Source organism: Asaia bogorensis (assembly GCF_900465345.1).
Taxonomy (GTDB): Bacteria; Pseudomonadota; Alphaproteobacteria; order Acetobacterales; family Acetobacteraceae; genus Asaia; species Asaia bogorensis_A.
Genome location: NZ_UEGO01000033.1, coordinates 96,358 through 109,805, shown reverse-complemented (window position 1 = coordinate 109,805; position 13,448 = coordinate 96,358). Strand labels below are relative to the sequence as shown.

Here is a 13,448-nt window from a genome sequence, read left to right as displayed (position 1 = left end):
ACAGGTAGATGCACAGATTCTCCCCGGGAGGGGTCAGCCACGCCTGAGAGCGTTCCTCAACTTCTCATCGAGCATGGCGGTGGTGAAGGGTTTGGGCAGGATATGGATTTTCTCATCCTGTCCGCTCCGGTTGAATATCGCCTGCTCGGCATATCCCGTAATGAACAGCACCGAGAGCGAAGGGCGCAGTACGAGGGCTGCATCGGCCAGTTGTCGGCCATTCAATCCGCCTGGCAAGCCGACATCGGTAATCAGCAAATCATAGAGACGTTCGCGGTCGTTCAGCAGGGCCAGCGCTGCCGTACCGTCGCTCGCCTCCTGAACAATGGCACCCCAGTCTTCCAGCGTTTCACGAACCGTGAAACGCAGCGTCTCCTCATCATCGACCAGCAACACGCGCAGATGACGCAGCGCATCGCCATCCTGCGCAAGATTCAGCGTGAAAACAGGGGAGGGCAAGGGAGCGGCATGGCTGGGCAGCCAGATATGGACCGAGGTGCCCGCACCGGGTATCGAGGCAATGCTGACCCGTCCCCCGGACTGTCTGGCAAAGCCATAGATCATGCTGAGGCCAAGTCCGGTACCTTTGCCAATCGGCTTGGTTGTGAAGAAAGGATCGAAAGCACGTGCCATGACATCAGCGCTCATGCCCACGCCTGTATCCGTCACTGACATCACCTGATAGACGCCGGCACGGACCCCCCATTCCTCTGCCTGAAGCGCCCCCAGCGTGGCGCGTGATGTCGCAATCGTCAGATGTCCGCCTTCCGGCATGGCATCGCGTGCATTGATCGAGAGATTGAGCAGCGCGTTTTCAAGCTGGTTCGTATCAACCAGAGCCGGCCCGATGGTCTCGTCCAGACAGAGTTCGAGCACGACAGATGGACCGACTGTACCGGCAATCAGGTCCTGGAGCCCGCGAATGAGCGTGTTGATGTCAGCAGGTTGCGGATCGAGCGTCTGGCGGCGCGAAAAAGCCAGCAGGCGGTGTGTCAGGGCGGCGGCGCGATCGGTAGCGCCCTGAGCCGCTGTTATGTAGCGGTCCAGCCCTTCGGTGCGTCCCTGTTCGATACGACGCGTCAACAGCGAGAGCGCGCCCCCGATGCCGGCAAGGATATTGTTGAAATCATGGGCAAGGCCACCGGTAAGCTGGCCCACGGCTTCCATTTTCTGTGACTGGCGAAGCTGATCCTCCAGGGCGATGCGATCAGTTACATCGCGGCCAATCAGGTAGATATCCTCCCCTTCGGTCGAACCGGACCAGTTGAAAGTATGCCACTCGCCATCCTGGTGCAGAAAGCGCAGGTCCACCCCGTGGTCGAGCCTGCCCTCGCGCAGTAGGGCAAGGGCTTCTGTCGCCCGCGCCACGTCTGCGGGATGCACAAGCTGTTCGGCCTTGCTGCCAATCCAGTCACGCGCCTTGTCACCAAAACAGGTCTGCCAGCTGGGGTTGAGGTAACGCAGCCTGCCGTCGCGATCGGTCAGGGCCAAAAGGTCGGCGCTGATCGCCCAAAGTCTGTCACGCTCGCGTGTGCGGCGCAGAACCTGCTCTTCGAGGGTCTCGTTCATGCGGCGCAGGGCTTCCTGCGCGCGCATCTGGCGTATGGCGGCCCAGCTTCTGTCGGCAATGGTGCGAACGAAGGAGAGGGTGATCTCATCCCAGCAATGGGCATGGGCAAAGTGGACGATGGCGACAGCCTGCAGGATACCATTATCCATGATCGGCACATTGAGCAGGGCGCAGATCTTGAGCGGTGCAAACTGGGTAGCCTGCGCTGCCGTCAGGGGACTGGTCCTGACATCGTCAATGGCCACGACCTCGCCTGCCTTGAGCAGATCGATATAGGTGCCAAAGGACCGGAATGCGTAAAGGCCGGAAACATCGGGAATATCATCATTCCTGCGCCAGCAATCGGTGACCTGCGCCAGTTCCCGCTCATGGTCCACATCGGCAAAGCCGGAGCGATCTGCCTCGATGGTCATACCAAGGGTGCGCGCGGTGAGCGCCAGGATATCGGCCTCGCTCGTCAGTGCGCGGAGTTCATCACCGAAAGTGACAAGGGCCTCGCGCTTGAGTGTCTGGCGCTTTGGCGCGTCGATATCGAGCAGGATACCCGGAAAATGACTGATATGGCCATTATGGTCATAGGTGCAGGAGCCATTGGCTTCGATCCAGCGGCTGGTGCGTGAGCCATCATCGCAGAGGCGGAACTCGCAGCGAAACGGCTTGCGCTCCTCAAGTGCCGTATCGAGAGCCGCCTGTAGAACAGGGCGGTCCTCGGGAGCCACACTATCAAGCAATTGTATGAGTTCCAGGCCATCGGCGAGCTGGGCCGGGGGCAGATGCAGGGTCTGCGCCATACGCAGATCGCCCGTCACAAGCTGGCGTCTGGCATCCCACAGCCACATGCCGATGATGGTGCCTGCTGCGAGTGCAAGTTCGAGTCTCTCATGTTCCTGATTGGCAACCGTCATGTCGCGTGAGACGCCGAGAATACGCTCGGGTCTGCCATCAGGGCCCAGAATGGGGGTGACGACCACATCCCACAGACGTTTGCGCCCGTCGCTTGTCTCGACATATTCCTGAAAATGGCTGGTGAGGCCGTCTCTGGCGGCACCGATCGCATCAAGCGAGAGTTTTCGGCCGCGCTCCTGCCATACATCAGGCCAGTATACGCCGAGCATATCTGCAGGTGAGCAGAGGCCGAGAACGAGTACGGCCCCATGATTGACGAAGGTTATCTTCCCGTCGAGGTCGAGAATTTTTATGCAGTCACTGGCGCTGACGAGCAGGGAATTGATGACAGCCTGACTTGCGTGCAGGGCAGCTCGCGCATCACAATCAATCCCGGCGTCAATGACGGTTCCTGTACACCCCTTGGGGTGGGGTTGAACACTGACATTAACGGCTCTTGGTGCACCACTGGCCTGCCGAAATACCAGTCCGGAGCCTCCGGCCCCGGTTAGCCATCTGACCGGATCGGTCTCGAGCGCTGTCGGCGAGGATTCATGAATACAATCCAGAAAGACCGGCCATTCGACTCCAAGGCGCAGGGCTTCGGCGTCGATGCCACACAGGGCAGCCAGATAGGGATCCCCTGTCAGCAGGCATGTTTCGGCGCTCCACAACAGGAAGCCCAGTGAGGCTTGCCGCACTCTGCCTTCCAGGTCATCCGGCGTCGTGGGCCGTAGGACGTCAGGGAGGGGAGAGACGATCTGACGTTCGGTGCGGGCGGCATCATCCTGCGCCGAGGGTGCCAGGATGAACGGGTCATTTCGGCATATTGCACCAAGCAGATTGGCATGAGCCTGCACAATGCGCTTTTGTTGCAGGGATATGGGAGCCTCATGGGCAGCGACCGCGACAAGCCCTGCGACCGGCGTACCGAAAGGGAAGAAATCCCAACCTGCAAGCTGTCCTTTCCCGGGGAAGGGAACATCTTTCATCCAGTCTTGTTTGCTGGAGCGTGAAAGATCAGGAAGAACCGTCATCCTGCCCGGCGTTTCCGCCTGTGTTGCCTGAATGAGGTGCGGCTCCCCATCTCGCACGGCGATCAGTGAGAAAGCGAGATCGGGGAAAGTCTCCTGCAAGGGGAGCAGGAACGTGGGGGGCGATGCGATCGGCTGGATTGCCGAGGTGTCAGGATCGGGACGCTCCCAAAACAACATGTGATACGCCCCCATGATTCAGGCTGCCCCTGATGAAGCAGGGGCAGGACAGTCGTCTCAGGCACCATACGATGAGCCCGCTTGATCACTATCAGTCATAGCGCTCCAAGCGTGAAAGCGTAAACACAGAATTCCAAACAGGTCAGACGGAAGCCGTCAAACCACCGTCAACAGTTAAAATGTGACCATTGACGAAGCTGGAAGCCTCGGAGGCGAGGAACACAGCGGCCCCGACAAGCTCTTCGCTTTTGCCCCAGCGTGCGGCAGGGGTGCGTTGGCAAAGCCAGGATGAAAAATCGGGATCAGCCACAAGAGCAGCATTCATCTCCGTCTCGAAATAGCCCGGCGCGAGGCCGTTGATCTGTAATCCGTGCCGCGCCCAGTCGGTCGCCATGCCTTTGGTGAGCATTTTCACGGCCCCTTTGGTTGCGGTGTAGGGGGCGATGCCGGGACGCGCCAGTTCGCTCTGGACAGAGCAGATATTGATGATCTTGCCACGTGCGCGCGTGATCATGCCCTTTGACACGGCCTGGGCGACGAAAAACACCGAGCTGAGATTAGTGGAAATCAGCCGGTCCCATTCGGCACGCGGAAACTGGTCGAGAGGCGAGCGGAACTGGATGCCTGCGTTGTTGATCAGGATATCGATCGGCCCTTCGGCCTCGATCGCTTCAACGCCTGCAATGACCTGATCCTGATTGGTGACATCAAAGACGCTGCCGCGTGTCACGATGCCCTCGCCCTCAAGACGGGCGCGTGCGGAATCGAGATGCGCAGGGTCACGCCCGTTCAGAATGATTTCGGCCCCGTAGCGCCCCAGACCCTGTGCCAGAGTAAAGCCGATGCCGCGCGAGGCACCGGTGATGAGGGCGCGCTTCCCCTTGAGGGAAAAAAGGGCGGGCTCGGACATGGCTGGATCCTTTTCTGGACGGTCCGGCCCGTGACTGTCGGGGCGGACATGATCTGGCGGCTCGCTGAACACATTATCGTTTCGAGCCGCTCATATGCTGGGCATGGTATCAGGGATGCTCAGACTGCCCAGCCGACATTTTCGTGTGGTTTCTTTCAGCGATCCTTCACCTGCACCCTTGTCACATCACGGGAAGGGATGACAGGGGCGTATGTCCGGAGAGTTTTCAAGTGCCCTTGCCCAGGCAAGTGAGCGGGCCTGTGTCGCCGCCGATCTTGGCGCGGCGCATAGGGCACGCCATACAGGAGAAATGACCAAGGAAGCGACCTATCTCCCTATCGCCCTGCGCCTCGATGATGGCCGCGCTCTCGTAATCGGGGGCGGGCAGGTGGCCGCCAACAAGCTGCGCCTGCTTCTGGGGCGCTGTGATGATATCGCCCAGATCGGTCCGGTTCATGACATCGAAATCCGCCAGGCGATCGACAGCGGCCACGTCACCCATCTCGGCGAGGCACTCGACGCACATCGTATCAGCGCGTTGCTGGGGGAGATGCGCATTGTTTTCGCGGCCACCGAGGATGCTGCGTTCAACCGCATCATTGCGGCACAGGCGCGCGAACAGGGGGTGAATATCTGCGTCGTTGACGATCCTGAGCCATCCACTTTCATCACCCCTGCCATCATTGACCGGACCCCGGTTCAGATTGCGATCTCCACCAATGGCGCGGCGCCCGTACTGGCCCGGCGCCTGCGCACCCAAATCGAGGCGCTGCTTCCCGACGGGCTCTCGCGTCTCGCGCGCTTCATGCAGGCGCAGCGTACCTGGATACGCCATGCCCAGCCGGACACCATGATCCGGCGACGGGCATGGGAGGATTTTGTGGATGGCGCAGGTGCCGAGCAGGCCCTGCGGGGAGAGGATGAGGCTGCAAGAGCCAGTCTCGAACGCAGCCTGGGTGGCGTGCCGAGAGAAGGCGAGGTCTGGCTGGTCGGTGCCGGGCCGGGTGATCCGGACCTTCTCACGCTGGCGGCCCTGCGCCTGATGCAGAATGCCGACACCGTCCTGTATGACCAGTTGATTCCACCCGCAATCATGGACCGCGTACGGCGTGATGCAGAGCGTGTGTTTGTTGGCAAGAAGCGCAGCCACCACACCTTGCCGCAGGAAGGGATCAATGACGAGTTGATACGCCGCGCCAAAGCGGGTGAACGCGTTCTGCGCCTGAAGGGAGGCGATCCGTTCATTTTCGGGCGTGGTGGTGAGGAAATGGAGGCGCTGGTGGATGCCGGCGTCACTGTACGCGTCATCCCCGGCATTACGGCTGCCAGTGGTTGTGGCGCGGCGGCAGGCATCCCGCTGACGCATCGGGACTGCGCACAGAGCTGTGTGTTTGTCACCGGTCACGCCCGCGCCGATGGCACGCTCAATCTGGATTGGCCGAGTCTGGCCAAGAAAGGGCAGACACTCGCCATCTATATGGGGCTCGCGCCGATGGCGGATCTCTGCGCCCAGCTTCAGGCCCATGGCCTGCCCGCCGACTGGCCCGCCGCTGTGATCGAGCATGGCACGCGTCATGATCAGCGCGTGCATGTGGCAACGCTTGCGACGCTGCCTGCGTTGGTTATCGAGCGCAATGTGGCAAGCCCGGCGCTCACCCTCGTGGGGGAGGTGGTGAACCACCGCCGCTCGGGGCATGGGAAAGCAATTCACCATAAAGAAGCGTGAGTTCGTAGTTTACCCATTGCACGGTGTTGTCTGAGGTATTATGTCGAGCGTGATGGCGCAATAAGCGATTTTTCAGTGTGGATTTAACCAGTCATGGCCCTGACCCAGACCGAACGGCAGATCCTTGAAACGACCGGCGAGGAAGCAATCCTGGAGCGCTCCATGGAAGTGCTTTCAGGGCGTATGGCGCTTGTCTCGTCCTTTGGTGCCGAATCCGCGCTGCTTCTTGCTCTGGTTGCCGAAATCGACCGTGATTTTCCGATATTCTTTCTCGATACCAGGCGCCATTTTCCCGAGACGCTGAGCTATCGTGATGTTCTGATCGAGCACCTTGGACTGACCGGGGTTGTGAATATCGCCCCATCGGCCAAGGCGCTGCATGATCGTGATCCTCAGGACATGCTGGCCGATTTCGACCCGGATGCCTGCTGCGCCCTGCGCAAGGTCGAGCCCATGGATGACGCATTAAACGATTTTGATGCGTGGATAACCGGGCGCAAACGCGGTCAGGCAGCGACACGCGCCTCGATGGCCGTCTTCGAGCCGCTCGCGGACGGGCGAGCCAAGATCAATCCGCTTGCCTCCTGGACGCGAGAGCGCATCGCGAGCGAAATGACCCGGCGTGACTTGCCGCGTCACCCCCTGACGGCCCTCGGTTTCAAATCCATCGGCTGTGCGCCCTGCACACGGGCCGTGGCCGAAGGTGAGGACCCCAGAGCCGGACGCTGGGCCGGCCAGACCAAAACCGAATGCGGCATTCACCTGCCAGCGCGATAACGGAGCATAAAATGAGTTTGGCGTCCCCCACCCTCGCCACGCCGCGTGCCATGGATGACCTCGATCAGCTTGAGGCGCAGAGCATCTTCATTCTGCGCGAGGCCTATCGCAAGCTGCGTCCGCTCTCCCTGCTCTGGTCTCTGGGCAAGGACAGCAATGTCATGGTCTGGCTGGCACGCAAGGCGTTCATGGGCCGTGTGCCGTTTCCGGTCATGCATGTCGATACGGGCAAGAAATTCCCTGAGATGTATGCCTTTCGCGAGGAATACACCAAGAAATGGAACCTCGACCTGATGCTCGGCGATTGTCCGCCGGTTGAGGAAATCGATCCGTCCCTGCCGCCTGCGGCGCGCTCTGCAGCGCGCAAGACCGCCGGTCTGGCCAGCCTGATTGAAAAGCACAAGCTGCGCGGGGTCATTGCCGGTATCCGCCGTGACGAGCAGGCGACGCGCGCCAAGGAGCGCGTGTTCAGCCCGCGTGGGGCGGGTCATCGCTGGGATGTACGCAATCAGCCGCCGGAATTCTGGGACCAGTACGCCACCCCTTATGAGGATGGGATGCATATCCGTGTGCATCCGCTGTTGTCATGGCGCGAAATCGATATCTGGCGCTATATCGAGCGCGAGAACATCCCGCTGGTCGATCTGTATTTCGCGAAGAACGGCAAGCGTTACCGCTCGCTGGGTGACCAGGATATCACGAGCCCCATCGACAGCAACGCCTCGACTCTCGCCGAGGTGATTGCCGAGCTTGAAAACAGCAAGACATCCGAGCGTGCCGGTCGCGCGATGGATCATGAATCGGAAGACGCGTTCGAGCGTCTGCGTGTTGCGGGTTATCTCTGAGCCATGGGCGAAATCATGAAAAACAACGACCTCCCAGCCTCGCTGCGCGCAGCTGCCACGCCGATCGTTATTGTTGGCCATGTCGATCACGGCAAGTCGACGCTTATTGGCCGTCTGCTTTACGACACGGATAGCCTGCAGGACGGCAAGCTGGCTCAGATTGTCGAGAGCAGTCGCAAGCGCGGCCTCGCTGTCGAATGGAGCTTCCTTCTCGACTCGCTTCAGATCGAGCGCGATCAGGGTGTGACCGTCGATTCCACCCGTATCCCTTTTCATCTGGGCGGCCGCGAGTTCGTTATTGTCGATGCGCCGGGCCATCGCCAGTTTCTGCGTAACATGATCACTGGTGCCGCTGACGCCGAGGCTGCCGTTCTGGTGGTGGATGCGCTTGAAGGCGCCCAGGAGCAGACGCGTCGTCATGCGATGCTCCTGCGCCTGATTGGCATCCGTCATGTGATCGTGCTGCTCAACAAATCCGATCTGCTGGATTTCAATCAGGCGAAGATCGCCCAGGCCGAAGCCGATGTGCGCGACTTGCTGGGTCGTCTCGAAATCACAGTCGAGGCCTTCGTACCGGCCTCCGCTCGTGATGGCGACAACATTGCCAGCCGCTCGGAGCGCGCGCCCTGGTATACGGGGCCGACGCTGGTTGAGGCTCTGGCCGCCGTACCGGCACCGGCCTCACGCCTGGCTCTCGATTTCCGTATGCCTGTGCAGGATGTCTATCGCTTCGACGATGTGCGCTATGTCGCCGGGCGGATTGAACGCGGTGTCATTCGCGCAGGCGATCGCATCATGATCGGCTCACAGGGTCAGCAGGCCACAGTTGCAGAAATCTGTCGCTGGCATGCGCCGGAAAATCCTGTCGCGGGAGCAGGGGAGTCCATCGCGTTGCGTCTGGAGCCCGATCTGGTGCCGGATCGTGGGGATCTGCTTTATCCGGTGCAGGAAAATGGGGCGGCACCGATCCGCACAGCACGCCTGCGCACGCGCCTCTTCTGGCTTCGTGGTGAGCCCCTGCGTGTGGGTGAGAGCTTTACCCTGCGTCTGGCCACAGCCGAACATGATGTGACGGTCGCCTCGATCGATGCCGTCGTGAACCTTGATGATCTCACGCTTTCGCCCGGCGATGAGGTGCCGCCGGATGGTTTTGCCGAGATCACCCTGGTGGCCTCTCACGCCATCCTGTTCGACCCGTTCTCACCAGGTTACAGCGATGGGCGTGGTGTGCTGGTGGATCGCTTCCAGCGCATTGTGGGCGGTGCCCCACTTCTTGGGGCTGCTGAACTGCCGGATGGTGCTCATGCCATCCACCCGACAGCCAGCAAGGTGACTGCCGCTCAGCGCGAGTCTCTGCATGGTCACAAGGGCGCTGTGTTCTGGCTGACCGGCCTGCCGGGTTCGGGCAAGAGCACAATTGCCCGGGCGGTCGAGACTGATCTGGTCGCGGCTGGAATTCGTACAACAGTGCTGGATGGTGACACGCTGCGCGCTGGTCTGTGCAGCGATCTCGGCTTCTCGCCAGAAGATCGACGCGAGAATATCCGTCGTGCTGCCCATGTGGCGCGTATTCTGGCAGAGAGTGGGCAGGTAGTGATCGTTGCTCTGGTTTCCCCTTTGATCGAGGATCGCAGGCTTGCAGCCCAGATTGTCGGCGAGGGGTTCCACGAGATCCACGTGGATGCGTCGCTCGAACTCTGTGAAACGCGCGATCCCAAAGGGCTTTATGCTGCGGCCCGTGCTGGCAAGCTACCCCAGTTCACTGGGGTGAGTGCGCCTTACGAGACGCCTACAGGCCCTGCTTTTCGTCTCGACACCACCAGGGATATAGACGCTTCGGCAACTGGACTGAGTGAGTTTGTCCGGAAGATGATTGAGGGCTGAAAAGCAGGACATCAACGCGGTTTCGATAAAGGGGCGATCATTGATCGCCCCTTTTTTTATCCAGAAACTGCATCCTCGCAAGAGAGAGGCTACTCAACGAAGAGAATAATTCGTTTCATTTCTGCATACGAAATATTTATAGTTATAACAGATCCAGATCTTTCCTACGAAAATTATTATATATATGAATATAGATTCCATAGATTCGTAAATCCATAAGTTAATAATTAATAAACAACCGAATAGATGGGTTCATGAATCATATTGTTGTAAATATACGCAGATTTCATGTCGTCAGGATTCGAATTTCGGTCATCTGTATTGTCAGGTCACGCCAATCTGTTTCTGTGATTTGTTGCAGCCCCCTGAAGAGCGCGTACCTCTTGTCATGACGAGGTCAGCGCTCCTTCCGATCAGGCGATATTCAGTTCGAGGAGGAAAGCGTGATTTATCATTTCGATAAAGACAACACATCAGGTGCAGTCGAGGTCGACAGGCCCGCAGAGATGTACGTCCATAGCGGAGCCTCGATTTCTGCCCTGCAAACCCCTGTCTATACCGGGGGGCCTTACGATAATGAACACGCTATAATTATCCATGCTGATAGTGGCGCGCGCATTGTTGACAGTGTTCTGGCCGGGTTTCGTGGCGATCTGACAGGCGCCTATACCAGTGCCCTTACCTTCGACCTGACCTATCTCACCGTTTCTGGTGGGGAGATGAATGACAGTTTGATCAGCGGTATCTCCCAGATCACTTATGCGGATGGGGCTGTTTGCCGCGGTATCACGGCCGTGGACAGGGGCGCTATCGTATTGTCCAGTGGTTCGGTGGCCAGCAACATCACGCTTCAGCCGGGCGGTACGATCTATATGACCAGCGGCGCGACGGTGACGGGAATTGATTGCTTGTCCGGATCGTATCTCGGTATCGACGCAGGGGCTCAGTTGCATGCGGTCAGCATTGCCGCTGGTGTTCATATCTCGGCGCTGTCACAAATCGGCACACCCACGCCACCCGAAATCAGGGATCTGACACAGGATCTGGCTAATGGTGTGACAGGAAACTGGGTGGCAGTGCCGGGGGCAGATGGCGCAACGTGGTACCAGTCCGGATCACTCTTTACGATGAACTGCGCGGCATTTTACGGGGATCCCGGAGGGAGCCTGACCATAATGAGCGGCGCTGTCGTTTCGGGTATCGTCGCTAGAAATATCAGTGTCGTGGTTCAGAGCGGTGGCAGGTTGATAAGTTCCTACATTGATCAGGCGAGTTCGCCTGACGGTGTTTCCGTATCTGCCGGCGGCATGACCATCGGAAATATCTATATCGACAGCGATGTGCAGATTGACGCCGGAGCAATCTCGAAAGTCGAGGAATTCTATAGCAGTGCCACTGATGGCGCCCATGGTTCGGTCAGGCACAAGGTCGAGGTACTGGCCGGGGGCAGGATTATCGATCCTGATATAGGAAGTTCCATCAAGCTCATGGTCAGGTCTGGCGGCTGGATGGTCGGGCTGGCCATGCAGGCCAATGCCAATTTGGAAGTAGAGAGTCTCGCCTCGAGTCTCTTTATCGATAATATAGATGCCTGCTTCCTGTCGGGGGTCATGCTGCTTACCGACAGTGGAGAGCGGAAAATCGAGACACTCAACGCGGGTGATCGTCTGATCTGTATGGAAAACGGCATCAAGATCACGCGCATCATCAAGCGGGTGATCAGGAAGGAATGCCAGGTTCGTCACGACCTGCCTGACGATATGTCGGGCTTGCCTGTGCGCATCTTGCGAGACGCCTTTGCGCCGGGACAACCCCATAGCGATTTGCTAGTCACTGCCGAACATTGCTTTTTGTTCGATGGTAAATTCGTGCCGGTACGCATGCTCGTCAACAACCAGACCATTCTCTACGATCGCTCTTTCCGGACCTACGCGTATTTCCATCTCGAAATGGAGCGTCATTCTGTCATCTTTGCTCAGGGCGTGGCGACTGAGAGCTATTTTGATTCCGGTGCGGGATATGGCACGGTTTTGCGCCAACTGGATCTTCCGGAAGAACCCCATGCATCGAGAACGCTCAGAAGCTGGGCATGTGATGCAGCGGCCCCACTTGAAACATCCGCCGGTTTCGTACAGCCGCTTCATGTGGCCCTGTCTGAACGCGCGGCCGGGATGGGTATACTACCCCAAGCAGCCAGGCACGAAATGACTTACGACCCGGTTCTTGTTCTGAAGGATCAGGCTGGCCGTATTCTGCCTCTGGCTGAACAGTCATGGTCGCATAGGGCGTATAGGGTGCCGCCTGGAACACGAAGAGTATGGCTCCATTCGCGTGCGGGGCGTCCATTTGATGCCATTGGGCCTTATATCGATGACCGTCGTGTGCTGGGTGTACTGATTGGCGAAATCACACAGGCCCGGCAAGATCATAACCAAAGGCTTGACGCACATCTGACATCGTCAGGTCAGCCCGGCTGGCATAATCTGGAGAATGCCCGTTGTCGATGGACAAATGGCTGTGCTGCCATCGATCTGGTATGTCCAGAGGGTCAGGACGAGACGATCCTCAGATTGGAGATCCTTAGTGCTGGCCCTTACAGGATAGACCTGCCCGAGCCGCAGATGAAGGTCGCATGATTTGCAGGAAGGGCAGCGCCAGCATGGCGCCGCCCAGGTTTGCGGCCGGGTATGTGTCGTGGCATGAGGGGCACGGATACGTCACGCTGAGTGCGGCGCTCAGTCATCCGTAAAGGGCGAATGGGCTGCGGCATCTGCCTCAACTGCGCAGCGTTGCTTATCCGGCAGAATGCCGTTTGCTTTCATTGCAACGAGCTCCTCTCGGGCTTTGGGCATAAGGGCGCGTATGACCGGATTTTCGAGTGTGGCAACGGCAAAGGCCCCGGCTGCCTGATAGCCTGCAGCAACATCCGACGCCCAGTGCACGCCGCATATGATACGGCTTTCTCCAATCACACGACCACGTTGCAGCAGTTCTGCGCTGCGTTCCGGCAGAAGTGCCGAGAGGACAAGCGCTGTGGAATAGCCGGCGATGGTATGACCCGACGGGTAAGACGGGCTTTTCGCCAGTCTCTCATCACGCGCAACGCAGATGGGCGCATCATTGCCGATAAAGGGACGCTTGCGCTTCCAGTAATGCTTTTCTTCCGACGTTCTGCCGCTTTCGGCCTTGGCCATCATGTCGAGGATACGCGCCAGGGTCGGGGCCTTGGCGATGTCGATCGTAAAGCCTGCCGCGCAGGAAAAGCCCTTGAGGAAGGGGGCAGGGCGCAAATCGGCGTCGCTTTGCGCGAGTGTCCAGCGTGGCGTGTCCTTGAGGGCGCGTGTGCGTGCGAAAATGCGGTCGTCATCACCTTGCGACGCCAGCCCGACCGATGGCGGGGTTGCAAGGGCCAGACGCTCATCCGGCAGATGGGCGGTATCGAGAGGCTGGGTGGGTGCCGTGGTGCACGAAGCGAGAAGGCAGAGCAGAAAACCGCCCCGGACAAAGGAATTCCGACCGGATTTGGAAGGGGTCATATCGAGCCTATTCGTTTCATATGAGATACGAATGGCTGTTATCAGGATTGGAAGATTCGCGAAACTGTCTCAGCAAGCAAGATGTGTTGTGACGCTCTCCT

At 59.0% G+C, this 13,448-nt stretch carries 8 protein-coding genes; 5 read left to right on the top strand and 3 right to left on the bottom strand.

The features are described 5' to 3' along the window. Positions 1-33: 33 nt before the first annotated feature. Positions 34-3,669, bottom strand: coding sequence for a PAS domain-containing protein (locus ED655_RS12850; RefSeq protein ID WP_162993516.1), 3,636 nt, complete (start codon positions 3,667-3,669; stop codon positions 34-36). Between the two features lie 142 nt (positions 3,670-3,811). Beyond that, entirely contained in the window at positions 3,812-4,579 is a 768-nt protein-coding gene (locus tag ED655_RS12845) for an SDR family oxidoreductase (RefSeq protein WP_122050490.1), read from the bottom strand. Between the two features lie 310 nt (positions 4,580-4,889). Between ED655_RS12845 and cysG the strand changes: the two genes are divergently transcribed. From cysG to ED655_RS12820, 5 genes are all read left to right on the top strand, one after another. Then, complete coding sequence (gene cysG / locus ED655_RS12840; protein WP_122050526.1) at positions 4,890-6,305, top strand: siroheme synthase CysG; 1,416 nt, start codon at positions 4,890-4,892, stop codon at positions 6,303-6,305. A gap of 93 nt (positions 6,306-6,398) precedes the next feature. Further along, positions 6,399-7,082: a phosphoadenylyl-sulfate reductase gene (locus tag ED655_RS12835; RefSeq protein ID WP_122050489.1), complete on the top strand. Its 684-nt coding sequence runs from the start codon at positions 6,399-6,401 to the stop codon at positions 7,080-7,082. Between the two features lie 50 nt (positions 7,083-7,132). Then, positions 7,133-7,927 (top strand): sulfate adenylyltransferase subunit CysD, encoded by a 795-nt coding sequence (gene cysD, locus ED655_RS12830; RefSeq protein ID WP_023979512.1) that lies wholly within the window; start codon positions 7,133-7,135, stop codon positions 7,925-7,927. Between the two features lie 15 nt (positions 7,928-7,942). After that, positions 7,943-9,811: an adenylyl-sulfate kinase gene (gene cysC / locus ED655_RS12825; protein WP_162993515.1), complete on the top strand. Its 1,869-nt coding sequence runs from the start codon at positions 7,943-7,945 to the stop codon at positions 9,809-9,811. Positions 9,812-10,254: 443 nt separating this feature from the next. Beyond that, complete coding sequence (locus ED655_RS12820; protein WP_122050487.1) at positions 10,255-12,447, top strand: Hint domain-containing protein; 2,193 nt, start codon at positions 10,255-10,257, stop codon at positions 12,445-12,447. 99 nt (positions 12,448-12,546) lie between these two features. Here the strand turns inward: ED655_RS12820 and ED655_RS12815 are convergent, their stop codons facing one another. Continuing rightward, positions 12,547-13,347, bottom strand: a complete 801-nt coding sequence (locus tag ED655_RS12815; protein WP_122050486.1) for an acid phosphatase — start codon at positions 13,345-13,347, stop codon at positions 12,547-12,549. Between the last annotated feature and the right edge of the window lie 101 nt (positions 13,348-13,448).

Bases quoted from the DNA above. Each gene is read 5' to 3' on its own strand.
- ED655_RS12850 (WP_162993516.1), bottom strand. From the start codon at position 3,669: ATGTTGTTTTGGGAGCGTCCCGATCCTGACACCTCGGCAATCCAGCCG.
- ED655_RS12845 (WP_122050490.1), bottom strand. From the start codon at position 4,579: ATGTCCGAGCCCGCCCTTTTTTCCCTCAAGGGGAAGCGCGCCCTCATC.
- cysG (WP_122050526.1), top strand. From the start codon at position 4,890: ATGACCAAGGAAGCGACCTATCTCCCTATCGCCCTGCGCCTCGATGAT.
- ED655_RS12835 (WP_122050489.1), top strand. From the start codon at position 6,399: ATGGCCCTGACCCAGACCGAACGGCAGATCCTTGAAACGACCGGCGAG.
- cysD (WP_023979512.1), top strand. From the start codon at position 7,133: ATGGATGACCTCGATCAGCTTGAGGCGCAGAGCATCTTCATTCTGCGC.
- cysC (WP_162993515.1), top strand. From the start codon at position 7,943: ATGAAAAACAACGACCTCCCAGCCTCGCTGCGCGCAGCTGCCACGCCG.
- ED655_RS12815 (WP_122050486.1), bottom strand. From the start codon at position 13,347: ATGACCCCTTCCAAATCCGGTCGGAATTCCTTTGTCCGGGGCGGTTTT.